Below are 22,180 nucleotides of genomic sequence, written 5' to 3'. Positions count from 1 at the left end.
GCTCCCCTCAGTTGCCGGTCGTGAAACCGGTGATGTCGCCCACCCGGGCCAGCGCCGCGTGCGCGGCGGCCACGATCCGGTCGGGGGTGAACCCGAACTGCTCGAAGAGCACGGTGTGCGGCGCGCTGGCGCCGTAGTGCTCGATGCTCACGCACTCGCCGCTGTCGCCGACGATCGCGCGCCACGACATCGCGATACCCGCCTCCACGCTCACCCGTGCCTTTACCCCGCGAGGCAGCACCGACTCCCGGTACGCCTCGTCCTGGGCGAAGAACCACTCCTGGCAGGGCATGGAGACGACCCGGGCGGGGGTGCCGTCGGCCTCCAGCCGCTCCCGCGCGGTGAGGCAGAGCTGCACCTCGGAGCCGGTGCCGACGAGGATCACCTGCGGCTTGCCGTTCGAGGCCTCGGCCAGCACGTACCCGCCCTTGGCGACGCCCTCGGCGCCGGCCAGGTCGGTGCGGTCGAACGTCGGCAGCGCCTGGCGGCTGAGCGCCAGGGCGGTCGGCCGGTCGGTGTGCTCCAGCGCCTGCCGCCACGCCCAGACCGTCTCGTTGGCGTCGGCCGGGCGGACCACGTCCAGGCCGGGGATGGCCCGCAGCGCGGTCAGGTGCTCGATCGGCTGGTGCGTCGGGCCGTCCTCGCCGAGGCCGATCGAGTCGTGGGTCCAGACGTACGTCACCGGCAGCTTCATCAGCGCGGCCAGCCGAACCGCCGGACGCATGTAGTCGCTGAACACCAGGAACGTGCCGCCGTACGGGCGGGTGCCGCCGTGCAGGGCGATGCCGTTGAGGATCGAGCCCATGGCGTGCTCACGGATGCCGAAGTGCAGCGTGCGGCCGTACTCGTCGCCCGGGAAGTCCTTGGTGGCGTGCGCGGCCGGGACGAACGACGGCTCGCCCTTCATGGTGGTGTTGTTGCTCTCGGCCAGGTCGGCCGAGCCGCCCCACAGCTCGGGCAGCACCGGCGCCAGGGCCTCCAGGATCTTGCCGGAGGCGGCCCGGGTGGCGACGCCCTTGGCGTCCGCCGGGAAGGTCGGCAGCGCGTCGGTCCAGCCGGTCGGCAGCCTACGGGTGGCCATCCGGTCCCACAGCGCCTTGCGCTCCGGGTTGGCCTGCGCCCAGGCGTCGAACCCGGTGGTCCACTCGGCCTGCTCCCGCGCGCCGCGCTCCAGCACCTGACGGGCGTGCTTGAGCACCTCCTCGTCGACCTCGAAGGTGCGCTGCGGGTCGAAGCCGAGGATCTCCTTGGTGGCCTTGACCTCGTCCGCGCCGAGCGCCGAGCCGTGGATCTTGCCGGTGTTCTTCTTGTTCGGGGCGGGCCAGCCGATGATCGTGCGCAGCGCGATGAACGACGGCCGGCCGGTTTCCGCCTTGGCGGCCAGCAGCGCTTCGTACAGCGCCTCCACGTCCTCGTGGTGGTCGCCCTGGTCGGCGTCGCCGCGGCGCCAGTCCACCGTCTGCACGTGCCAGCCGTACGCCTCGTAGCGGGCCGCCACGTCCTCGCTCTTGGCGATGCGGGTGTCGTCCTCGATCGAGATCTCGTTGTCGTCGTAGATCACGCAGAGGTTGCCGAGCTGCTGGTGACCGGCGAGCGCGCTGGCTTCGTGGGTGATGCCCTCCTCGATGTCACCGTCGGAGGCGATGCACCAGACGTCGTGCCGGAACGGCGAGTCGGCGCGGTCCGGCTCGGGGTCGAACAGGCCGCGCTCGCGGCGGGCGGCCATGGCCATGCCGACCGCGTTGCCGAGGCCCTGGCCGAGCGGACCGGTGGTGGTCTCCACGCCCGGGGTGTGGCCGTGCTCCGGGTGACCCGGGGTGAGCGAGCCCCACTGGCGCAGCGCCTTGAGGTCGTCCAGCGCCAGCGGGTAGCCGGAGAGGAAGAGCTGGATGTAGAGCGTCAGGCTGGAGTGGCCGGCGGAGAGCACGAACCGGTCGCGCCCGGCCCAGTTCGGGTCGGCGGGGTTGTGCCGCATGACCCGGTTGAAGAGCAGGTAAGCCGCCGGGGCGAGGCTCATCGCCGTCCCCGGGTGGCCGTTGCCGGATTTCTCCACGGCGTCCATGGCCAGCACGCGGACCGTGTCGACGGCCCTGCGGTCGAGGTCGGACCAGTTGAGAGCGGGAAGCTCGGGTCGGTTGGCAGCCACGATGGTTGTGCTCCTCGGCAGATGGGCGGAACCCTCACTGATGACCCTATCGAGCGGTGCTAAACGTCCGCCCGGGGATCTCGGCATGCTGTTCTGTACGGATCGCGGACGACCGGTCGTTCAACCCCAGGTGTGACGGCTCGCACCGTTGCCGGGTCCACGGGGCAGCCAAAACGACGCCGCGTAGTGTGTGGGGCGGTGTGTGGACCCGCAGCGGTCCGGGCCGAACGACCTCCCCCGCCGATGCCGGAAGGTGGCAATCCGTGAGCATGATCACCGAGCGCCCCGTCAGCAACCCTGCCGGGCAGTCGCCGGTGGGCGCGGTGGCGGAGGTGCCGGCGAGTGGCCGGCGGGACGTACGAGCCGTGGTGGCGGCGTACGTGACGCTGACCAAGCCGCGGATCGTCGAGCTGCTTCTGGTCACCACGGTGCCGGCGATGATGCTCGCCCACGGCGGGATGCCGTCGCTGTGGCTGGTCGCGGTGGTGCTCGTCGGCGGGTCGCTCGCGGCCGGCGCGGCGAGCGTCGTCAACTGCTACATCGACCGCGACATCGACCAGCTCATGCGGCGCACCAAGCGCCGTCCGCTGCCCGCGCACACCGTGTCGCCGCGCAGCGCGCTGGTCTTCGGCCTGGTGCTGGCCGCCGTCTCGGTGGCGCTGATGGCGGCGGCGACGAACTGGCTGGCGACAGTGCTGACGCTGGCCGCGATCGCCTACTACGACCTGGTCTACACGCTGTGGCTGAAGCGGACCACGGCCGCCAACACGTTCTGGGGTGGCATCTGTGGCGCCGCGCCGGTGCTGATCGGCTGGGCCGCTGTCACCGGTTCGCTGGCGCCGGCCGCGTGGGGCCTGTTCGCTGTGGTCTTCTTCTGGCAGATGCCGCACTTCTACGCGCTGGCCATCAAGTACAAGGCCGACTACGCCCGCGCCGGTGTGCCGATGCTGCCGGTGGTGGCCTCGGTCCGGCGGGTCAACGCGGAGATCATCGGCTTCTCCTGGCTGACGGTGCTCTCCTCGCTGGCGGTCTGGCCGCTCGGGATGAGCCCGATCTACGGGGTGACGGCGCTCGTGGTCGGCGGGATCTTCCTCGTCGAGGCGCACAAGCTGTGCCGGCGCGCGACGCGCGGCGAGGCGGTCAAGCCGATGCGGCTGTTCCACTGGTCCACCACGTACCTCACGATCCTCTTCGCGGCCGTCGCGCTCGACGCGCTCATCTGACCCGCCCGTCCGGCGGTTCATCAGAAATTTTTTTCGGGCTTACCCGGAGGGGTTCAACCCGGACAGATTGTGACGATCCCGCCCGTCCGCTTCGCCCAGATATAAAGCGACATGTGCGGGCAAATTGCCTGTGGTTCTTCTTAAACTGATGGGTAATTGGCATCACATTCAGTTCATGGTTCTCGCACATCCGGGTGGAACTCTGCTTAGGCTTCGCGTCATGGCAGATGGTTCCGATACGACGCTGACGGCTGACAAGACCGCCGAGCAGGCCCCCAACGGCCTGGTCGCGGGCATCAAGTCGTTCGCCGCCGGGCACGGCGGCGCGAAGGCGGTCATCGAGTACGTCGGCAAGCGCGGCGCACGGATCGTCCTCGTGGGTTCCGACGGGGTATGGGCAGACCAGTTCGCCGACGGCACGGACGTCGCGCGGCAGGCCTGCGCGAAGGCCGGTGTCGACGTCGAGAACGCCTGGGAGCGTGAACTGATGGACCAGATGCGTCCGAGCAACGACCTGTGGCGGTCGATGGCCCGGCGCACGATGGCCCGTTGACACATACCGAATGACCGACCACCACCAGTCGACCCGGGGGAGACCCCGGGTCGCTTTCGTCACCTGCGCCGAGCTGCCCGGCCTCGACCCGGACGACCGGCTCGCGCTCGGTCCGCTCGCCGCCCGCGGTGTCACCGCCGAGATCGCGGTCTGGGACGACCCGGCCGTCGACTGGTCCGGGTACGACCTGGTCGTGCTCCGCTCCCCGTGGGACTACGCCCTGCGGTCGGACGAGTTCGTGGCCTGGGCGCGTACCGTGCCGGCCCTGGTCAACCCGGCCGATGTGGTCGCCTGGAACACCGACAAGCGCTACCTGTCCGAGCTGGCCGCCGCCGGAGTGCCCACCGTCCCGACCGAATGGGTCGAGCCCGGGCGGGCGTGGACGCCGCCCTCCGGGGGCGAGTACGTGATCAAGCCGGCGGTCAGCGCCGGCAGCCAGGACACCGGCCGCTACGACCTGGCCGACCCGGAGCACCGCGAGCTTGCTGCGGCCCACGTCCGGCGGCTCTCCGGCGCCGGGCGGGTCACCATGGTCCAGCCGTACCTCGACGCGGTGGACACCGCCGGGGAGACCGCGCTGCTGTTCCTGGCCGGCCCCGGCGGCCTGGCGTTCAGCCACGCGATCCGCAAGGGTCCGATGCTGACCGGGCCGGACCTGGGCGAGGCCGCGCTCTACAAGGAGGAGCGGATCGACGCCCGCGTCGCCACGGCGGAGCAGCGTGCGGTGGCCGGGAAGGTGCTCGCGGTGGTGCCCGGCGGCCCGGACCGCCTGCTCTACGCCCGCGTCGACCTGATCCCCGGCCCGGACGGCGAACCCGTGCTGGTCGAGCTGGAGCTGACCGAGCCGAGCCTGTTCGTCGGGTACGCCGACGGCGCCCCGGACCGGCTCGCCGACGCGGTGCTCACCCACCTGGTCCGCCGCTGAGCAGAGGCGGCGGGACGACCGGCACCGGCCTCAGTCGCGGTCGCTGTGGTTACGCGCCCAGCGGCCGCCGATCGGCGGCGTGTCCAGCCGCAGCGCGGCCTCGGTGCCGGCCAGGTCGTTGTCCTCGAACGCGCAGGAGACGCAACTACCCGCCTCGGTGACCCAGATCCCGTACGCCTGGGTGTCGGCGTCCCGGTGCCAGATCCGGTTGCCGCGCACGGTGGCCGAGTCGAACGGCGCGGCGATCGTGATGCCGCCGCACGCCGGCGGCGCGTCGGGCAGTTCGTACGCCGCGCCCGGCTCCGGGGTGGCCTCGTTCCAGCCGGTGGTGCCGTCCGGGCGCACCTCGGCCAGGGAGAGCCGGGTGGCGCTGTTGTCGGACACCACCGCGTCGCGGGAGCCGACCCGGACCACCTTGCCCCGGTGCCCGCCCGCGGGCCAGTCCGCGTTGCCGTCGGTGACCTCGCGCGGGCCGTAGCGCACCGCCTCGCCGGAGCCGGAGCAGGCCGGGGCGGAGCGGCGGCCGTTGTCCCGGATCCGGTTGCCGACGATCGAGGTGTCCAGCATCGGCCGGTCGATCCGGATGCCGTCCAGCGCGTTCTCCCGGATGTCGTTGTCCTGGATCACCACGTCGGCCGCCGCGCCCCGGTAGCCGTGGCCCAGGTCGTGCTCGTGGTAGCCGAAACCGCCGTTGCGGCTGATCCGGTTGCCCTGCACCGCGTACGGGCCGGGGGTGTTGCCCATGCTGATGCCGTCGCCGACGTTGGAGTCGATCACGCAGCCGGTGAGCAGTCCGCCGCGCCCGGCCACCCCCGCGGTGCCGTTCGCCGACACGTCGAAGCCGGCCTCCAGGTTGTTGGTCATGGTGCAGCCGGAGACGATCAGTCCGTCCGCGCCCCAGTCGGAGATGCCGAACCGGTTGGCCTGGCTGTGGCAGCCGATGATCCGGATACCGCGCGGCGGGGTCCAGTAGTCCTTCTGCAGCTCCAGGAAGATGCCGTTCGTGCCGTTGCCGACAGTGGTGCAGTTGGCGATGGTGAGGCGCTCCACGTCGCCCCAGCCGCCGATGCCCACGCCGATCCCGGCGCCGCCCATCTGGTCGCCGTTGTCCAGCCGGCCGCACCCGACCACCACCACCCCGTCGATTAGGCTGTCCTGAAGGAAGTCGCAGCCCAGCCCGGTCGCCCCGGTGTGGTGGATGTAGAGGTTGCGGAACACGCCGCGGACCACGTACTGCAGGCCCAGCCCCTTGGCCAGGTAGTCGTAGGAGGTCTGGGCGACGCCGGAGCCGTCGATCTCGAAGTCGGCGAACGTGCAGTCGGCGATGTGCCGGTCCCGGTCCGCGCCGTGCTGCACGGTGGTCCAGAAGGCGAGCGGGACCGGCGCGCTGCGGTTCCCCTCGTTGCCGAGCAGGAAGCGGGTCGCCGCCGGTCCGGCGCCGAGCAGCGAGACGCCGCTGCGCCAGACGGTCCCGGCGTCGCGGATCGAGTACAGGCCGGGCGGGCAGTAGATCACCCGGGCCCGGCCGTCGGCGTCGTACCCCGCGCCCAGGCGGTCCACCAGCGCCGCCAGGGCGGGCTGGTCGTTGGTGACCCCGTCGCCGGTGAGGCCGTACTCGCGGGCGTCGCACCACAGCGGCGCGCCGGCGACCGGGGTCAGCCGTTGCGGGGTGGTGGTGGAGAGGCTCTTGCGCGACACGGGGAACTCCCCTCGGGCGGACGGTCGGTGGCCCGGACCGCTTTCCCGCTCCCGCCGCGCGGTAACGCCCCTGCTCAGGCGGCGGCGCCCACCCGTTGCGCGGCGGGCGCGGCCGGGGCCTCCGGAGTGGCCGGGAGCCGCTCCCGGGTCGCCCGGAGCACGCCGAGGGTGGCCAGCAGCACCAGGCAGGAGCCGAGCATGTGCGCGCCGACCAGCACGGCGGGCAGGTGGGTGAAGTACTGGACGAAGCCGATCACGCCCTGGCCCAGCTCGACCGCGATCAGCACCGCGGCGGCCCGGGCCGCCCGCGCCGCGCCGACCGCCCGGAACGCGAAGTACAGCGCCACCGACAGGCCGATCAGCAGGAAGACGCCGTCGGCGTGCACCTGGGAGATCGCCGCCGGGTCCAGGCCGTTGCGGGCCGCGCCGTGGTCGCCGGCGTGCGGGCCGCTGCCGGTCACCCAGGTGCCGACCACCAGCACCGACGCGCTCACCGCCGTGGTGATCCAGGCGAGCGTACGCAGCGGCGCCGGCACCGCCGGGGACATCGGCCCGTCCGGTTCCTTGATGCGCCGCCAGAGCGCGTACGCGGCCGCGATGACCGCCATCGAGGCGAGGAAGTGCAGCCCGACCACCCACGGGTTGAGGTTGGTGAGCACTGTGATGCCACCGATGATCGCCTGGGCCGGGATGCCGAACAGCACGCCCACGGCCAGCGGCAGCGTCCCGCGGCGGCGGGGGCGGTGCGCCAGCACGGCCAGCACCACGGCGAGCGCGATGATCCCGACCGCGAAGGTGAGCAGCCGGTTGCCGAACTCGATCACCCCGTACACGCCCATCTCGGGCGTGGTGGTGTAGGAGTCCTCGGTGCACCGGGGCCAGGTGGGGCAGCCGAGGCCGGAGGCGGTGAGCCGGACGGCCCCGCCGGTGACCACGATCGCGACGTTCGCGATGATCGAGGCGAGCGCGAGGCGGCGCAGCAGCGTGGACGAGACCGGAAACCGGACGGATCGCTTCACGACGCGAATCCTACGCACCGTAGTTGATCCCGATCGGGTGACTCCGGCACCCCGGTGGTCGGAATCACCGGACCCCGGTTTGCAGGCCCTCGGCGAATTACGTAACGTTGCCGTTGTGAAAAACGCGGCGGCGCTGTCCCGGGCCCCGGTGACCGATCCGGTCTCCGGTGGTTCGCGCGCACGTCGCGGCGTGCGGCGTGGCGAGCGGGAGGCCGCTCCGGCCGACCTGTCGACCCGCGACCGGGTCACCCAGCTGTTGCTGGAGCGCGGCGCGACCACGGCGGCGCAGCTCGGGTCGGCGCTCGGCCTGAGCCCGGCCGCGATCCGCCGCCACCTCGACGCGATGCTCGCCGACGGTGACGTTGTCGCCCGCGAGCAGACCGTCCGCGGCAGCCGCGGGCGCGGCCGCCCGGCCAAGGTCTTCGCGCTCACCGAGGCGGGCCGCGGTCGCTGCGGCACCCACCACTACGACAACATGGCCACCGCCGCGTTGCGGTGGATCGCCCGCACCGGCGGCACCGAGGCGGTCGCGGCGTTCGCGGCCGAGCAGGTCTCCGCGCTGGAGACCCGCTGCCGGGCGGCAATGGAGGACGCCGGTGACGCCCCGCTCGCGCGGGCGGAGGCACTCGCCGGCGCGCTGACCGCCGAGGGTTACGCTGCCAACGCGTCCACGATCGCCTCCGGCGGCCAGCTCTGCCAGCACCACTGCCCGGTGGCGCACGTGGCCGCCGAGTTCCCTCAGCTGTGCGAGGCCGAGACCGAAGTGATCTCCCGTCTGGTCGGCACTCACGTACAGCGCCTGGCCACCATCGCGCACGGCGACGGCGTGTGCACCACGCACATTCCCGCCCAGTCCGGTTCCACCGTCACCACTGTGAGGACAGATAGATGACCGAGCAGATCGTCCAGCCCCTGACCCAGGAGGAGCAGCTCGCGGCCCTCGGCCGTTACGAGTACGGCTGGGCCGACCCCGACGTCGCCGGGGCGTCCGCCCAGCGCGGCCTCAGCGAGGCGGTGGTACGCGACATCTCGGCCAAGAAGAACGAGCCGGCCTGGATGCTCGACCTGCGGCTCAAGGGCCTGCGGCTGTTCGGCCGCAAGCCGATGCCGAACTGGGGCGCCGACCTCACCGGGATCGACTTCGACAACATCAAGTACTTCGTCCGGTCCACCGAGAAGCAGGCCACCTCCTGGGAGGACCTGCCCGAGGACATCAAGAACACCTACGACAAGCTCGGCATCCCGGAGGCGGAGAAGCAGCGCCTGGTCGCCGGTGTCGCGGCGCAGTACGAGTCCGAGGTGGTCTACCACCAGATCCGTGAGGACCTGGAGGAGCAGGGTGTCGTCTTCCTGGACACCGACACCGCGCTCAAGGAGCACGAGGACCTGTTCAAGGAGTACTTCGGCACTGTCATCCCGGTCGGCGACAACAAGTTCGCCGCGCTGAACACCTCCGTCTGGTCCGGTGGCTCGTTCATCTACGTGCCGAAGGGCGTGCACGTGGACATCCCGCTGCAGGCCTACTTCCGGATCAACACGGAGAACATGGGCCAGTTCGAGCGGACGCTGATCATCGTCGACGAGGGCGCGTACGTGCACTACGTCGAGGGCTGCACCGCGCCCATCTACTCCTCCGACTCGCTGCACAGCGCCGTCGTGGAGATCATCGTCAAGAAGAACGCCCGGTGCCGGTACACGACCATCCAGAACTGGTCGAACAACGTCTACAACCTGGTCACCAAGCGCGCCGTGTGCCACGAGGGCGCGACCATGGAGTGGGTCGACGGCAACATCGGCTCCAAGGTCACCATGAAGTACCCGGCCGTCTACATGACCGGCGAGCACGCCAAGGGCGAGGTGCTCTCGGTGGCCATGGCCGGCGAGGGCCAGCACCAGGACGCCGGCGCCAAGATGGTGCACGCTGCGCCGCACACCTCCTCGACCATCGTGTCGAAGTCGATCGCCCGGGGCGGCGGCCGCACCTCGTACCGCGGTCTGGTGCAGGTGCTTGAGGGCTCGACCAGCAGCAAGAGCACCGTCAAGTGCGACGCGCTCCTGGTCGACACGATCTCCCGCTCCGACACCTACCCGTACGTCGACATCCGCGAGGACGACGTGTCGATGGGGCACGAGGCGACCGTCTCCAAGGTCAGCGAGGACCAGCTCTTCTACCTGATGAGCCGGGGCCTGAGCGAGGACGAGGCGATGGCGATGATCGTGCGCGGCTTCATCGAGCCGGTCGCCAAGGAGCTTCCGATGGAGTACGCGCTGGAGCTCAACCGCCTGATCGAGCTGCAGATGGAGGGCGCGGTCGGCTGACGCCGCCCGCCCTCCGCCCCACTGACACCTCGTCGCAGAACAGACCAAGGAAGAGATGACTACCCAGGCTTCCGCGCCGCCCACGACCAAGTCGCAGGCGCTCCGCTCGTACGACGTCGCCGACTTCCCGGCCCTGACCGGCCTGGAGGAGGAGTGGCGCTTCACCCCGCTCAAGCGCCTGCGCGGCCTGACCGGGTCGGCGCTTGGCGCGACCGGCGCGGTCCGGCACGAGCACGGTGACCTGCCCGAGGGCGTCACAGTCGACCGGATCGGCCGGGACGACCCGCGGGTGGGCAGCGTGCTCACCCCGTTCGACCGGGTCAGTGCGCTCGCGTACGGCGGGGCCGACGGCGCGCTGCTGGTGCGCGTCGCCCGGGACGCGGTCGTGGAGCGGCCGGTGCGCCTGCGGGTGGTCGGCGAGAACGCCGAGGCGCTCGCCTTCGGTCACACGTTCGTTGAGGTGGACCGGTTCGCCGAGGCCACAGTGGTGATCGAGCACGTCGGCTCGGCCACGCTGGCCGACAACGTCGAGGTGACTGTGGGCGACGGGGCGAAGCTGACGCTGGTCACTGTCGCCGACTGGGCCGACGACGCGGTGCAGGCGCAGCACCTCAAGGTGCGGCTGGGCCGTGACGCCCGGATCCTGCACGTGCAGGTCAGCCTCGGCGGCGACCTGGTCCGGCAGTACACGTCGGTGGAGTACACCCAGCGCGGCGGCGAGGCCGAGCTGTACGGCGTCTACTTCGCCGACTCCGGCCAGCACCTGGAGCACCGGCAGCTGGTCGACCACACCGTGCCGGACTGCCGCAGCAACGTCGGCTACCGGGGCGCGCTGCAGGGCGACGACGCGCACACGGTCTGGGTCGGCGACGTGCTGATCCGCGCCGAGGCGACGGGCACCGACACGTACGAGATCAACCGGAACCTGCTGCTCACCGACGGCGCGCGGGCCGACTCCGTACCGAACCTGGAGATCGAGACCGGCGAGATCGCCGGCGCCGGGCACGCCAGCGCGACCGGCCGGTTCGACGACGAGCAACTGTTCTACCTGATGGCCCGGGGCATCCCGGAGGCCGAGGCGCGGCGCCTGGTGGTGCGCGGCTTCTTCGCCGAGCTGATCAACAAGATCCCGGTCGAGGACCTGCGCGAGCGCCTCGGCGACGCCATCGAGGCGCGGCTGGCCAAGGCGGGCGCCTGATGCTCAAGATCTGCTCCACCGAGGACGTGCCGAAGGGCACCGTGATCAGCGCCGACGTGGACGGCGTGCAGGTCGCGATCGTGCACGGCGAGGACGACGTGTTCTACGCGGTGCACGACGAGTGCTCGCACGCCGCCGTGGCGCTGTCCGAGGGCGAGGTCGAGGGCTGCACGCTGGAATGCTGGCTGCACGGATCCCGTTTCGACCTGCGTACCGGTGAGCCCACCGGGCTGCCCGCGACCGAACCCGTACCCGTCTATCCCGTCGAAGTCCGCGACGGCGACATCTACCTTTCCGTGGACGGCGACGGCCGTCCGCTGCCGAGCAATGGAGTGACCCGCTGATGAGCACCCTGGAGATCCGCGACCTGAAGGTGTCGGTCAAGCTGCCCGAGGGTGAGCTCAAGCCGATCCTGCACGGGGTCGACCTGACCGTGCGCTCCGGCGAGACGCACGCCATCATGGGCCCGAACGGCTCCGGCAAGTCCACGCTGGCGTACTCGATCGCCGGTCACCCGAAGTACGAGATCACCGGCGGCGAGGTGACCCTCGACGGCGAGGACGTGCTGTCCATGTCAGTCGACGAGCGGGCCCGCGCCGGCCTCTTCCTGGCCATGCAGTACCCGGTCGAGGTTCCCGGCGTGTCGGTGGCCAACTTCCTGCGTACCGCCAAGACCGCCATCGACGGCGAGGCGCCGAAGCTGCGCACCTGGGCCGGCGAGCTGCGCGGCGCCATGGAGAAGCTCCAGATGGACCCGGCGTTCGCCCAGCGCAACGTCAACGAGGGCTTCTCCGGCGGTGAGAAGAAGCGGCACGAGATCGTGCAGCTGGAGCTGCTCAAGCCGAAGATGGCGATCCTCGACGAGACCGACTCCGGCCTGGACGTGGACGCGCTGCGCGTGGTCAGCGAGGGCGTGAACCGGGTGCGCGACACCGGCGACACCGGCCTGCTGCTGATCACCCACTACACCCGCATCCTGCGCTACATCAAGCCGGACTTCGTGCACGTCTTCGTGGCCGGCCGGATCGTCGAGCAGGGCGGCCGGGAGCTGGCCGACAAGCTCGAGGAAGAGGGCTACGAGCGGTACGTCGCCGGGGCCGGCGCGGCGCGGGCCTGAGACTCGACATGACCTCGATGGCCATCCCGGCGGGCATGCCGCAGTACGACGACGTGCCGCGCTTCGACGTGGCGAAGGTGCGGGCCGACTTCCCGATCCTCGACCGGGAGGTCAACGGTCACCCGCTCGTCTACCTGGACAGCGCGAACACCTCGCACAAGCCGCGGCAGGTGCTCGACGTGCTCGCCGAGCACTACGCGCTGCACAACGCCAACGTGTCGCGCTCGGTGCACACGCTGGGCACCGAGGCGACCGAGGCGTACGAGGGCGCGCGGGCGAAGGTCGCCGCGTTCATCAACGCGCCGAGCGTGGACGAGGTGGTGTTCACCAAGAACTCCACCGAGGCGATCAACCTCGTGGCGTACGCGTTCTCCAACGCCTCGCTGCGCGCGCACGGCGCTGCGCCGGTCGCCCCGTCCCGCGAGACGGACGAGCGGTTCCGGCTGGGCCCCGGCGACGAGATCGTGATCTCCGAGATGGAGCACCACTCGAACATCGTCCCGTGGCAGCTGCTCGCGGAGCGTACCGGCGCGACACTGCGCTGGTTCCCGGTCACCGACCAGGGCCGGCTCGACGAGTCCGGCCTGGACGACCTGGTCACCGAGCGGACGAAGATCGTCTCGCTGGTGCACATGTCGAACATCCTGGGCACCGTCAACGCCACCTCGCGGATCACCGCGCGGGTCCGCGAGGTCGGCGCGCTGCTGCTGCTCGACTGCTCGCAGTCGGTGCCGCACCTGCCGATGGACGTGGTCGACTACGACGCCGACTTCATCGTCTTCACCGGGCACAAGATGTGCGGGCCGACCGGCATCGGCGTGCTCTGGGGCCGGGGCGAGCTGCTCGCCGCGATGCCCCCGGTGATGGGCGGCGGCTCGATGATCGAGACGGTGACGATGGCGGGCTCGACGTTCGCCGCGCCGCCGGCCCGGTTCGAGGCGGGTACCCCGCCGATCGCCGAGGCGGTGGCGCTCGGCGCGGCCGTGGACTACCTCACCGCGATCGGCATGCCGGCCGTCCAGTGGCACGAGAAGGAGCTGACGGCGTACGCGCTCGATGCCCTCGCCACGGTGCCCGGCCTGCGGATCTTCGGCCCGACGGTGCCTGTCGGCCGGGGCGGGACGATCTCGTTCGCGCTCGGTGACGTGCACCCGCACGACGTCGGGCAGGTGCTCGACTCGCTCGGCGTGCAGGTGCGGGTGGGGCACCACTGCGCCAAGCCGGTGTGCACCCGCTTCGGGGTGCCGGCCATGACGCGGGCGTCGTTCTACCTCTACACCACCACCTCGGAGATCGACGCCCTGGTGGCGGGTCTGGAGCGGGTGCGGAGGGTGTTCGAGTGATGCAGTTGGAGTCGCTGTACCAGGAGATCATCCTGGACCACTACAAGCACCCGCAGGGTCGCGGCCTGCGGGAGGCCACGGACCCGGCCGCCCGGGTCGGCGAGGCGCACCACGTCAACCCGACCTGCGGCGACGAGATCACCGTGCGGGTGGCGACCGACGGCAGTGTGTTCACCGACATCTCGTACGACGGGATGGGCTGCTCGATCAGCCAGGCGTCGGCGAGCATCCTGCACGAGCTGCTGCGCGGCAAGGCCGCGAGCGACGCCGCCGTGGTGCACGAGGCGTTCGTGCAGTTGATGTCCGGGCGGGGCCAGGTCACGCCGGACGAGGACGTGCTCGGAGACGGGGTGGCGTTCGCGGGTGTCGCGCGTTACCCGGCCCGGGTGAAGTGCGCGCTGTTGTCGTGGATGGCGTTCAAGGACGCCGCGGCACGCGCCGGGGTGGGCGTGAGCCCGGAGGTGAAGGCATGAGCGACGAGAACATGACCTCGGAGACCGGTGCGGTGGCGACCGACGGCACGGTTGCCGGTGGCGCGGCCGTCAACGGAGCTGACGGCGCGGCCGCGGGTGCGGCGACGCCGGCCGGCGGCAAGGCCGCGATCGGTGACATCGAGGAGGCGATGAAGGACGTCGTCGACCCCGAGCTGGGCATCAACGTGGTCGACCTCGGCCTGGTGTACGGCGTCCACGTCGACGACGAGAACGTCGCCACTCTGGACATGACGCTGACCTCGGCGGCCTGCCCGCTGACCGACGTGATCGAGGACCAGGCGCGGCAGGCGCTGACCACCGGTCCCGGCGGCGGCCTGGTCGACGACATCCGGATCAACTGGGTGTGGCTGCCGCCGTGGGGCCCCGACAAGATCACCGACGAGGGGCGCGACCAGCTCCGCTCGCTCGGCTTCAACGTCTGACAGTCCTCCCGGTCACCGCCACGGGCGTACCTTGAGCGACACCATCACGCCGAAGTGGTGTGGTCGGAGTGGCTCTGATGCCGCCACATCGGGGGAGTGGTGTCGATCAAGGTGACCTGACAGCGCCCTCGCCGGCCTGGTCGCCGGCTCCGGCGTCGCCATCCCGGTCGGCGCCATCGCGATCCTCATCCTCGGGCTCAGCGCGCGTACCTCGTTCCGGGTCGGTTCGGCGGCGGTGCTCGGCGCGTTCGCCGCGGTCCTCGCGCTGACCCTGCTCAACCCGGCCACCGTGGTCTACTTCGTGGCGCTCGTCCCCGGCCGGGGTGACGTGCTCGGCTCCGGCCCGGCGCGCGCGGCAGCCTTCACCGGCGGGGTCTTCCTCGCGTCGGCCGGCTGGCAGTTGCTGATCGCCGGGGGCGGCACGCTGATCGGCCGGGCCCTCACCGGTCCCCGTGGGCGGCGGGGCACCGCGCTGCTGTCCAGCGTCATCATCGCGGCTCTCGCGGTCGCCACTGTGCTCGGCGTCTGACCGATGGGGACGGCCCGACACGTCGGCCCACGTACGCCGCCGGCCGTCGCGAGCATCTCGGCGACGGACTCCCGCCCGGGTGCGCGTACCTGGACTGTCGGCGGCACCACCACGGCGGCCCCGGGTGACCACCCGGTCACAGTGACCGCGTACCGTCGGGCCATGAGCAGCCGACCCGCCGCCGGGGGTGGCCGGTGGGTCGAGGTCGACCCCGGCCGCGTCGCCCGCTGGGTCGAGGGTTTCACCGGCCGGCACGGCCCGCCGGCGACGACCGTCCAGGAGTACGGCCTCCTGCTCACCGCCCCGGACGACGCCACCGCCGAGCTGCACACGCCGCCCGGCGCGGGCGCGTCGGCGGACGTACCCGGATTCGTCGCCTCCGCCACGGCGGCCCGCCGGCTCGGTCTGCTCCTGGCCCGCAAGGGCGCGGTCGCGGTCGGCGTCGCCGACGGCACCGATCTGGCGGTCTCCAAGGTGGACACCCGGTACGTGCAGGGGCGTACCGCGGCGGGCGGCTGGTCCCAGCAGCGGTTCGCCAGGCGGCGCGACAACCAGGCGAAGGCCGCCCTGGGCGACGCGGCCGAGCTGGCCGTACGCCTGCTGTTGCCGGAGGCGGGCACGCTGGCGGCGCTGGTGTGCGGCGGCGACCGGCGTGCGGTGGACACGGTCCTGGCCGACCGGCGGCTGGCCCCGCTCGCGGCGCTGCGCGCGCCGCGCCTGCTCGACGTGCCGGAACCCCGGCACGCGGTGCTGGTGGCCGCAGTCGCCGCCGCCCGGGCGGTCCACATCCTGGTCCGCTGAACAGGAAAGATCACCTCAAGACGGCGCAATCTCGCTCGTCGATGATGCATCGAATCGGCTCGATGCATAAGGTCGGTGTCACGAAGCGGCGGGTCTCCGGGCGACCCGCAGGGCCGGCTTCGCCTCCGCCATCACGCACCGACATCGTTGGGAGAGAACACCTTCATGAGCGGATATCAGGACGGCCGGCTGCGGGCCCGGTGGCGCCGTGCGACGAGGCTCCTCGTCGCGGCGGCGGCGATGAGCGCCGGAAGCCTCGTGCTCACCGCGACACTGACGGCCGGCACGGCGAACGCGAGCCCGGTGCAGCGCGCCGCGCTCGCCGCGCCCGCAGTCACCAGCGTCACCGCGGGCGGCGCGCACACGTGCGCGATCAGCGCCGACGGGGGACTGTGGTGCTGGGGCTCGAACTACGGCGGCCAGCTCGGCGACGGGACCACCACGAACCGCGGCGCCCCGGCGCGGGTCGGCGCCGCCACCTGGACGAACGTCGACGCGGGCTCCGGGCACACCTGCGCGGTCCGCACCGACGGGACGCTGTGGTGCTGGGGCTCGAACTTCCGGGGCCAGCTCGGCGACGGCACCACCACCAGCCGCAGCGCCCCGGTGCAGGTCGGCACCGCCACCACCTGGGCCGGAGTCGACGCCGGCCCCTCGCACACCTGCGGGATCCGCACCGACGGCACGCTCTGGTGCTGGGGATTCAACCGGACCGCGCAGCTCGGCGTCGGCGCCTCGCCGTACGTCGCGAACAGCCCGTTGCAGGTCGGCACGGCTACCGACTGGGTGAGCGTCTCGACCGGTTTCGGGCACACCTGCGGTATCCGGACCGGTGGCACGCTCTGGTGCTGGGGGTCCAGCTCGGACGGTCAGCTCGGCCTGGGCAACCTGGCGCCCCAGACCGCGCCCGCGCAGGTCGGCACCACGACCGGGTGGACCGGCGTCGCGGCCGGATACGCGCACACGTGCGGGGTCCGTTCCGGCGCGCTGTGGTGCTGGGGCGAGAACGGATACGGGCAGCTCGGCGTGAGCGGCACGTACCGCACCGCGCCGGTGCAGATCGGCACCGTCACCACGTGGAGCCGGATCGCCGCCGGCGGCGACACGTCCTGCGCGTCGCGTACGGACGGCAGCCTGTGGTGCTGGGGCAAGAACTCGGCCGGACAGGTGGGCGACGGCAGCACCACCCACCGGTCCGCGCCCGCCCGGGTCGGCACGGCCGCCACCTGGACCGGCGGCCTCGCGGTCACCGACCACGGCTGCGGGATCCGCACCGACGGCGGCCTGTGGTGCTGGGGTGACAACAGCGGTGGCCAGCTCGGCGACGGGACGACTGCCAACCGGTCCACCCCGGGTCAGGTGACCCTGCCGGCCTGACCGGCCCGGACGACGACGTCGGCCCGCACCGCCGACCAGGTCGGCGGTGCGGGCCGATGCGCGGAGTGGCTCAGGCCCCCGAACCGAAGGTGTCGCAGGACTTCGGGTCGCCGGTGGTGAAGCCCTTGGTGAACCACTGCTTGCGCTGCTCCGAGCTGCCGTGGGTGAACTCGTCCGGGTTCACCGGCCGGCCGGACCGCTGCTGGATCGCGTCGTCGCCGATCTTCTCGGCGGTGTCGATGGCCTGCGAGATGTCCTGCTCGGTGATGCTGGTGAAGATCTTCTGCCCCTTGTCGTCGGCGGTGCCGGTGGCGTTCTTCGCCCAGGCCCCGGCATAGCAGTCGGCCTGGAGTTCCAGCTTGACCGAGAGCGCGTTCGCGCTCTGCGGGTCGCGCTGCTGCTGGCGGCGCATCTGCGCCTCGGTGCCGAGCAGGTCCTGCACGTGGTGGCCGTACTCGTGGGCCAGCACGTACGGCTGGGCGAACTCGCCCTCCGCGCCGAGCTGGTCGGCGAGCAGCTTGTAGAAGCTCAGGTCGATATAGACCAGGTCGTCGGCCGGGCAGTAGAACGGGCCCACGCCCGAGTCGGCGGCGCCGCAGGCCGTGCTCACGTTCTGGCTGAAGAAGACCGTCTTCGACGGCCGGTACTGCTCGCCGAACGCCTCCGGCATGGCGGTACGCCAGTACGCCTGGATCGAGTTGACGTAGAGCGCGTTGCGGCAGTCGAGCTGCTTCAGCGCGTCCTGCGCCGAGCACTTCTGCTCCAGCGAGGTGTTGTCGCCCTGCTCGGAACCGCCGCCGTTGGTGGCGGCGTTGAGGCCGAACCCGCCGCCCACCAGGGCGACGAGCACGGCGATGACGATGCCCACGATCCCGCCCCGGCCGCCGCCGATCGGGATCGGAATGCCCATCCCGCCGCCTCCGCCGGACCCTCGCCGGTCGTCCACCTGGCTGGTGTCGACCCGCGCGTTCTCGTTCAGCTCCATGTTGACCCCGATCACCGATGTGTCCGTATGTGGTGGTTGCGGTACCGGACCGGGTCCGGACGGCGGTTTCCGTACCCGATGATCTTGCACGGTAATCCGGGGGAGAGGTCCCACGGGGCCCGGTACACTTGCCCCCGTGCTGCGCTGCGAAGGCTGAACGGCCCCGCGCCGACGGGAAATCACCACCCGCCGGCGCTTTCGCGTGCCCTGAATCAGCCCTTCCGGACCCGAGAGCGAGTACTCCGAGATGATCACTGCCACCGGCCTGGAACTGCGCGCTGGTTCCCGGATCCTGCTGTCCGACACCACCCTGCGGGTGCAGCCGGGGGACCGGATCGGCCTGGTCGGCCGCAACGGCGCCGGCAAGACCACCACGCTCAAGGTGCTCGCCGGGGAGGGGCAGCCGTACGGCGGCCAGATCGACCGGCGCAGCGCCATCGGCTACCTGCCGCAGGACCCGCGTACCGGTGACCTGGACGTCACCGGCCGGGACCGGGTGCTCTCCGCCCGCGGCCTGGACGTGCTCATGGCGCAGATGAAGGAGCTGGAGGAGAAGCTCGCCGAGGGTGCCGACGACGAGCGGCTGGTCCGCCGCTACGGCGCGCTGGAGGACCAGTTCGCCTCGCTCGGCGGCTACGCGGCCGAGGCCGAGGCGGCCCGGATCTGCGCCAACCTCGGCCTGCCCGACCGCGCCCTGGCGCAGACCATCGGTACGCTCTCCGGCGGTCAGCGCCGCCGCATCGAGCTGGCCCGGATCCTGTTCCGCGACGCCGGCGAGAACGGCGGCGGCATCCTGCTGCTCGACGAGCCCACGAACCACCTCGACGCCGACTCGATCACCTGGCTGCGCGGCTTCCTCGCCAACCACAAGGGCGGCCTGATCGTGATCTCCCACGACGCCTCGCTGCTGGAGGCGGTGGTCAACAAGGTCTGGTTCCTGGACGCCACCCGGTCCGTCGTCGACACGTACAACCTGGGCTGGAAGGCGTACCTGGAGGCGCGGGAGACCGACGAGCGCCGCCGCCGCCGGGAGCGGGCCAACGCCGAGAAGAAGGCCGGCGCGCTGATGGCGCAGGCGGACAAGATGCGGGCCAAGGCCACCAAGACCGTCGCCGCGCAGAACATGGCCCGGCGCGCCGAGCGCCTGCTCTCCGGCCTGGACGAGGTCCGCGTCGCGGACAAGGTCGCGAAGGTACGGTTCCCGAGCCCCGCGCCGTGCGGCAAGACGCCGCTGACCGCGACCGGCCTGTCCAAGTCGTACGGCTCGCTGGAGATCTTCACCGACGTGAACGTGGCGGTGGACCGGGGTTCCCGGGTGGCCATCCTCGGCCTCAACGGCGCCGGCAAGACCACGCTGCTGCGGATGCTCGGCGGGCTGCTGGAGCCGGACACCGGCGAGGTACGCCCCGGGCACGGGCTGCGGCTCGGCTACTACGCCCAGGAGCACGAGACGCTCGACGTGGACCGGACGATCCTGGAGCACATGCGTAGCGCCGCGTCCGACCAGACCGACACCGACCTGCGCAAGATCCTCGGCGCGTTCCTGTTCTCCGGCGAGGACGTGGACAAGCCGGCCGGTGTGCTCTCCGGCGGCGAGAAGACCCGGCTGGCGCTGGCCACGCTGGTCTGCTCCGGCGCCAACGTGCTGTTGCTGGACGAGCCGACGAACAACCTCGACCCGGTCAGCCGCGAGCAGGTGCTCGACGCGATCGCCCGCTACCCGGGCGCGATCGTGCTGGTCACGCACGACCCGGGCGCGGTCACCGCGCTCAAGCCGGACCGCGCCATCCTGCTGCCCGACGGCGACGAGGACGCCTGGTCCGACGACCTGTTGGAGCTGGTAGAGCTGGCCTGACCCGCCCCCTCGTTCTCGCCGGTCGATCATGAAGTTGACGGCACTTCTGGAGATCCAGATCGCCGTCAACTTCATGATCGACGGGGTGGGGCGGGTGGGGTCGGTGGGTGGGTGGGTGGGTGGTCAGGTCAGTAGGGCTGCCAGGTGGGGGAGGACGCCGGAGGTGAGCAGGATGGTTGCGCCGATGGCGATGAAGATCGCCGGGACCAGCCAGTGGCCGGCGCGGCCGACCAGCGCCACCACCCGGGGGTGCCCGCCGAGCGCGGCGGCGACCGCGCACCACACGGCCACCAGCACGGCGAACACCAGCAGCCAGATCAGCCCGGTGACCGGGTCGAGGGCGCGGAACACCGGCACGTAGACCGCGATGTTGTCGGCGCCGTTCGCGATCGTCACCCCGGTGACGCCGAGCAGGCTGCCGACCACCGCCGGTGGTTCGTCGTCGTCGCGCCGGGTCAGCAACGCGCGGACGCCGAGCGCGACCGGCAGCAATCCGAGCAGGCCCGGCCACGGGTCCGGCACCACGAGCAGCCCGGCGGCGGCCACCACCGCGACCGCGACAAGCGCGCCGATGCCCGCGTACTGCCCGGTGACGATCTGCCACGGCCGGGGCCGGCCGCTCTGCCGCGCCGCCACGAACAGCACGGTGAGCACGACGACGTCGTCGAGGTTGGTGGCGGCGAACACGCCGGCCGCACCCGCCGCGGCCGTGATCACGTCGAACACCCCGGGCACGATACGGCCCGCTCACCCGTCCGCCTGGCCTCCCCGCCCCCGCCTTCCCCGCGCACTCGTCATCCGCATGATCCACACCAGCTCGCCGAAGTGGAGGTGTCCGGAGCGCGGCGATGCAGCCACTTCGGGGAAGTGGTGTCGATCATGCGGGAGGATGCGGCGACGGGTTCGTCCGGCGGGGCGGTACGGATCAGCCGGCCGGAAGGATCACTCTATCGGGAAGCTGACATTGCGTAGCGTGTCGGTTGGCGAATAGTTGATATCTGGCGCATGATCGTTCGAGGCGGTCTAATAGGTGGGACCGTATCCGAACCGCACAGTCTGGGACGTGAGGAATCAGTATGGCAGCCACCGGCACAGCCACCAGCACTGAGAAGGGTCGCCGGATCGTCGGGGCCGAGCGTCAGACGCTCGCCAAAGACCTGGTAAAGCGGTACACCGGCGGAGAGAGCATCCGTGCTCTGGCGGCCTCGACCGGCCGTTCCTACGGGTTCATCCACCGGGTGCTCACCGAGTCCGGGGTGCAGCTGCGGCAGCGCGGCGGCGCCCGGCGCCGGAAGAAGGCGTGACCCGCCCCCCAGCGTCGTCCATCAGTGCGTTCCGGGGCGTCCGGTGACCGCCGAGACGACCGGAGTGCGCTTCGACTGCGACGGGCCGGTCGCGACGGTGACGTTGTGCCGGCCCGACGTGCTCAACGCCCAGACCCCGGCGATGTGGCGCGCCATGAGCGACTTCTCCCGCGACCTGCCCGGCGACGTGCGCGTCGTCGTCGTACGCGGAGAGGGGCGCGCCTTCTCCGCCGGCCTGGACCTGGCGGTCGCCGGTGCGACCGGGCCGGGCTCCTTCGCCGAGCTGGCCGCGATGCCGGAGGCGGAGTGCGCCGACCGGATCGCCGGGTACCAGGACGGTTTCACCTGGCTGCACCGGCCGGACGTGGTGTCGATCGCCGCGGTGCAGGGCCACGCCATCGGCGCCGGCTTCCAGTTGGCGCTGGCCTGTGACATGCGGGTGCTCGCCGCCGACGCGAAGCTCTCGATGGCCGAGGTGACCCTCGGCCTGGTTCCCGACCTGGCCGGCACGCGCCGCCTGGTCGAGCTGGTCGGCTATTCCCGGGCGCTGGAGATCTGCGCCACCGGCCGGCGGATGGACGCCGCCGAGGCGGACCGGATCGGCCTGGCCACGCTCGTGGTGCCGAACGACGAGCTGGACGGCGCCGTGCGTGACCTCTCCGCCGGGCTGCTCGCCAACAACCGGGACGCGATCGTCGAGATCAAGGCGCTGCTCGCGGGCGCGGCCGGCCGCTCGCACGCCGAGCAGCAGCGCGCCGAGCGGGAGGCGCAGACCCGGCGGATCCGGGACCTGGCCGGGCGGGGCGAATAGCCGGTACGGCGATCTGGTAAGGACCGCTCGGGAAGATCCGGGTTACTCGCGAGGTTGTCGC

General features: G+C 71.7%; 22 protein-coding genes. 17 read left to right on the top strand and 5 right to left on the bottom strand.

The features are described 5' to 3' along the window. Positions 1 to 7: 7 nt before the first annotated feature. Positions 8 to 2,146: a transketolase gene (tkt, locus tag O7622_RS24135; protein ID WP_282310469.1), complete on the bottom strand. Its 2,139-nt coding sequence runs from the start codon at positions 2,144 to 2,146 to the stop codon at positions 8 to 10. Positions 2,147 to 2,409: 263 nt separating this feature from the next. Here tkt and O7622_RS24130 point away from each other — a divergent pair, with 263 nt between their 5' ends. The 3 genes from O7622_RS24130 to O7622_RS24120 all read left to right on the top strand — a co-directional run bounded on the left by O7622_RS24130 (position 2,410) and on the right by O7622_RS24120 (position 4,847). Further along, positions 2,410 to 3,369: a heme o synthase gene (locus O7622_RS24130; RefSeq protein ID WP_282310468.1), complete on the top strand. Its 960-nt coding sequence runs from the start codon at positions 2,410 to 2,412 to the stop codon at positions 3,367 to 3,369. Between the two features lie 220 nt (positions 3,370 to 3,589). Continuing rightward, positions 3,590 to 3,922 (top strand): hypothetical protein, encoded by a 333-nt coding sequence (locus O7622_RS24125; RefSeq protein WP_013287454.1) that lies wholly within the window; start codon positions 3,590 to 3,592, stop codon positions 3,920 to 3,922. Between the two features lie 10 nt (positions 3,923 to 3,932). Continuing rightward, a complete protein-coding gene (locus O7622_RS24120) occupies positions 3,933 to 4,847 on the top strand; it encodes a hypothetical protein (RefSeq protein ID WP_282310467.1) in 915 nt (304 codons plus the stop codon). Between the two features lie 30 nt (positions 4,848 to 4,877). Here the strand turns inward: O7622_RS24120 and O7622_RS24115 are convergent, their stop codons facing one another. Together O7622_RS24115 and O7622_RS24110 are read right to left on the bottom strand one after the other, a co-directional pair. Continuing rightward, positions 4,878 to 6,545: a right-handed parallel beta-helix repeat-containing protein gene (locus tag O7622_RS24115; protein ID WP_282310466.1), complete on the bottom strand. Its 1,668-nt coding sequence runs from the start codon at positions 6,543 to 6,545 to the stop codon at positions 4,878 to 4,880. Between the two features lie 74 nt (positions 6,546 to 6,619). Then, positions 6,620 to 7,582, bottom strand: a complete 963-nt coding sequence (locus tag O7622_RS24110; RefSeq protein WP_282310465.1) for a COX15/CtaA family protein — start codon at positions 7,580 to 7,582, stop codon at positions 6,620 to 6,622. A gap of 97 nt (positions 7,583 to 7,679) precedes the next feature. Between O7622_RS24110 and O7622_RS24105 the strand changes: the two genes are divergently transcribed. From O7622_RS24105 to O7622_RS24055, 11 genes are all read left to right on the top strand, one after another. Then, positions 7,680 to 8,456: an HTH domain-containing protein gene (locus O7622_RS24105; RefSeq protein WP_282310464.1), complete on the top strand. Its 777-nt coding sequence runs from the start codon at positions 7,680 to 7,682 to the stop codon at positions 8,454 to 8,456. Beyond that, positions 8,453 to 9,883 (top strand): Fe-S cluster assembly protein SufB, encoded by a 1,431-nt coding sequence (gene sufB, locus O7622_RS24100; RefSeq protein WP_282310463.1) that lies wholly within the window; start codon positions 8,453 to 8,455, stop codon positions 9,881 to 9,883. The genes O7622_RS24105 and sufB overlap by 4 nt, the downstream gene beginning before the upstream one ends. A 55-nt stretch (positions 9,884 to 9,938) precedes the next feature. Next, positions 9,939 to 11,081, top strand: coding sequence for a Fe-S cluster assembly protein SufD (gene sufD, locus O7622_RS24095; protein ID WP_282310462.1), 1,143 nt, complete (start codon positions 9,939 to 9,941; stop codon positions 11,079 to 11,081). Continuing rightward, on the top strand, positions 11,081 to 11,425 hold the full coding sequence (locus tag O7622_RS24090) for a non-heme iron oxygenase ferredoxin subunit (protein ID WP_013287445.1): 345 nt from the start codon (positions 11,081 to 11,083) through the stop codon (positions 11,423 to 11,425). Before sufD ends, O7622_RS24090 begins: the two co-directional genes overlap by 1 nt. Then, the gene (gene sufC / locus O7622_RS24085; RefSeq protein ID WP_013287444.1) at positions 11,425 to 12,198 is read left to right on the top strand and encodes a Fe-S cluster assembly ATPase SufC; all 774 of its coding nucleotides are present in this window, start codon (positions 11,425 to 11,427) and stop codon (positions 12,196 to 12,198) included. The genes O7622_RS24090 and sufC overlap by 1 nt, the downstream gene beginning before the upstream one ends. Before the next feature lie 8 nt (positions 12,199 to 12,206). Then, positions 12,207 to 13,541 carry a cysteine desulfurase gene (locus O7622_RS24080; protein WP_282310461.1) on the top strand — a complete coding sequence of 445 codons (1,335 nt, stop codon included), beginning with the start codon at positions 12,207 to 12,209 and terminating at the stop codon, positions 13,539 to 13,541. Next, a complete protein-coding gene (gene sufU / locus O7622_RS24075; RefSeq protein ID WP_282314210.1) occupies positions 13,541 to 14,014 on the top strand; it encodes a Fe-S cluster assembly sulfur transfer protein SufU in 474 nt (157 codons plus the stop codon). The genes O7622_RS24080 and sufU overlap by 1 nt, the downstream gene beginning before the upstream one ends. An 11-nt stretch (positions 14,015 to 14,025) precedes the next feature. Further along, the gene (locus tag O7622_RS24070; protein ID WP_282314209.1) at positions 14,026 to 14,457 is read left to right on the top strand and encodes a metal-sulfur cluster assembly factor; all 432 of its coding nucleotides are present in this window, start codon (positions 14,026 to 14,028) and stop codon (positions 14,455 to 14,457) included. A 136-nt stretch (positions 14,458 to 14,593) separates the two neighbouring features. Beyond that, positions 14,594 to 14,986, top strand: coding sequence for a LysE family transporter (locus O7622_RS24065; protein WP_282314208.1), 393 nt, complete (start codon positions 14,594 to 14,596; stop codon positions 14,984 to 14,986). 162 nt (positions 14,987 to 15,148) lie between these two features. Next, on the top strand, positions 15,149 to 15,787 hold the full coding sequence (locus O7622_RS24060) for an acVLRF1 family peptidyl-tRNA hydrolase (protein ID WP_282310460.1): 639 nt from the start codon (positions 15,149 to 15,151) through the stop codon (positions 15,785 to 15,787). 165 nt (positions 15,788 to 15,952) lie between these two features. Beyond that, positions 15,953 to 17,164 carry a hypothetical protein gene (locus tag O7622_RS24055; RefSeq protein WP_282310459.1) on the top strand — a complete coding sequence of 404 codons (1,212 nt, stop codon included), beginning with the start codon at positions 15,953 to 15,955 and terminating at the stop codon, positions 17,162 to 17,164. Between the two features lie 70 nt (positions 17,165 to 17,234). Here O7622_RS24055 and O7622_RS24050 read toward each other — a convergent pair whose 3' ends face one another. Continuing rightward, positions 17,235 to 18,149 (bottom strand): neutral zinc metallopeptidase, encoded by a 915-nt coding sequence (locus O7622_RS24050; RefSeq protein ID WP_282314207.1) that lies wholly within the window; start codon positions 18,147 to 18,149, stop codon positions 17,235 to 17,237. 247 nt (positions 18,150 to 18,396) lie between these two features. Between O7622_RS24050 and O7622_RS24045 the strand changes: the two genes are divergently transcribed. Then, a complete protein-coding gene (locus tag O7622_RS24045) occupies positions 18,397 to 20,004 on the top strand; it encodes an ABC-F family ATP-binding cassette domain-containing protein (RefSeq protein ID WP_282310458.1) in 1,608 nt (535 codons plus the stop codon). A gap of 123 nt (positions 20,005 to 20,127) precedes the next feature. Here the strand turns inward: O7622_RS24045 and O7622_RS24040 are convergent, their stop codons facing one another. After that, entirely contained in the window at positions 20,128 to 20,730 is a 603-nt protein-coding gene (locus O7622_RS24040; RefSeq protein WP_282310457.1) for a cadmium resistance transporter, read from the bottom strand. Positions 20,731 to 21,080: 350 nt separating this feature from the next. Between O7622_RS24040 and O7622_RS24035 the strand changes: the two genes are divergently transcribed. Together O7622_RS24035 and O7622_RS24030 are read left to right on the top strand one after the other, a co-directional pair. Further along, positions 21,081 to 21,308, top strand: coding sequence for a helix-turn-helix domain-containing protein (locus O7622_RS24035; protein WP_007072022.1), 228 nt, complete (start codon positions 21,081 to 21,083; stop codon positions 21,306 to 21,308). Between the two features lie 43 nt (positions 21,309 to 21,351). Then, complete coding sequence (locus tag O7622_RS24030) at positions 21,352 to 22,119, top strand: enoyl-CoA hydratase/isomerase family protein (protein WP_282310456.1); 768 nt, start codon at positions 21,352 to 21,354, stop codon at positions 22,117 to 22,119. The last annotated feature ends 61 nt before the right edge of the window (positions 22,120 to 22,180 follow it).

This window comes from Micromonospora sp. WMMD1076, from assembly GCF_029581475.1.
GTDB lineage: Bacteria > Actinomycetota > Actinomycetes > Mycobacteriales > Micromonosporaceae > Micromonospora > Micromonospora aurantiaca.
The sequence above is the reverse complement of the archived record's forward strand: the minus strand, read 5'-3'. Positions and strand labels throughout refer to the sequence as shown.

What these genes read in the sequence shown, in the direction of transcription:
- O7622_RS24045 (WP_282310458.1), top strand. Translation starts at nt 18,397, where the DNA reads ATGATCACTGCCACCGGCCTGGAACTGCGCGCTGGTTCCCGGATCCTG.
- O7622_RS24120 (WP_282310467.1), top strand. Translation starts at nt 3,933, where the DNA reads ATGACCGACCACCACCAGTCGACCCGGGGGAGACCCCGGGTCGCTTTC.
- sufD (WP_282310462.1), top strand. Translation starts at nt 9,939, where the DNA reads ATGACTACCCAGGCTTCCGCGCCGCCCACGACCAAGTCGCAGGCGCTC.
- O7622_RS24050 (WP_282314207.1), bottom strand. Translation starts at nt 18,149, where the DNA reads ATGGAGCTGAACGAGAACGCGCGGGTCGACACCAGCCAGGTGGACGAC.
- O7622_RS24090 (WP_013287445.1), top strand. Translation starts at nt 11,081, where the DNA reads ATGCTCAAGATCTGCTCCACCGAGGACGTGCCGAAGGGCACCGTGATC.
- O7622_RS24035 (WP_007072022.1), top strand. Translation starts at nt 21,081, where the DNA reads ATGGCAGCCACCGGCACAGCCACCAGCACTGAGAAGGGTCGCCGGATC.
- O7622_RS24055 (WP_282310459.1), top strand. Translation starts at nt 15,953, where the DNA reads ATGAGCGGATATCAGGACGGCCGGCTGCGGGCCCGGTGGCGCCGTGCG.
- sufC (WP_013287444.1), top strand. Translation starts at nt 11,425, where the DNA reads ATGAGCACCCTGGAGATCCGCGACCTGAAGGTGTCGGTCAAGCTGCCC.
- O7622_RS24080 (WP_282310461.1), top strand. Translation starts at nt 12,207, where the DNA reads ATGACCTCGATGGCCATCCCGGCGGGCATGCCGCAGTACGACGACGTG.
- O7622_RS24060 (WP_282310460.1), top strand. Translation starts at nt 15,149, where the DNA reads ATGAGCAGCCGACCCGCCGCCGGGGGTGGCCGGTGGGTCGAGGTCGAC.
- sufU (WP_282314210.1), top strand. Translation starts at nt 13,541, where the DNA reads ATGCAGTTGGAGTCGCTGTACCAGGAGATCATCCTGGACCACTACAAG.
- O7622_RS24125 (WP_013287454.1), top strand. Translation starts at nt 3,590, where the DNA reads ATGGCAGATGGTTCCGATACGACGCTGACGGCTGACAAGACCGCCGAG.
- O7622_RS24070 (WP_282314209.1), top strand. Translation starts at nt 14,026, where the DNA reads ATGACCTCGGAGACCGGTGCGGTGGCGACCGACGGCACGGTTGCCGGT.
- sufB (WP_282310463.1), top strand. Translation starts at nt 8,453, where the DNA reads ATGACCGAGCAGATCGTCCAGCCCCTGACCCAGGAGGAGCAGCTCGCG.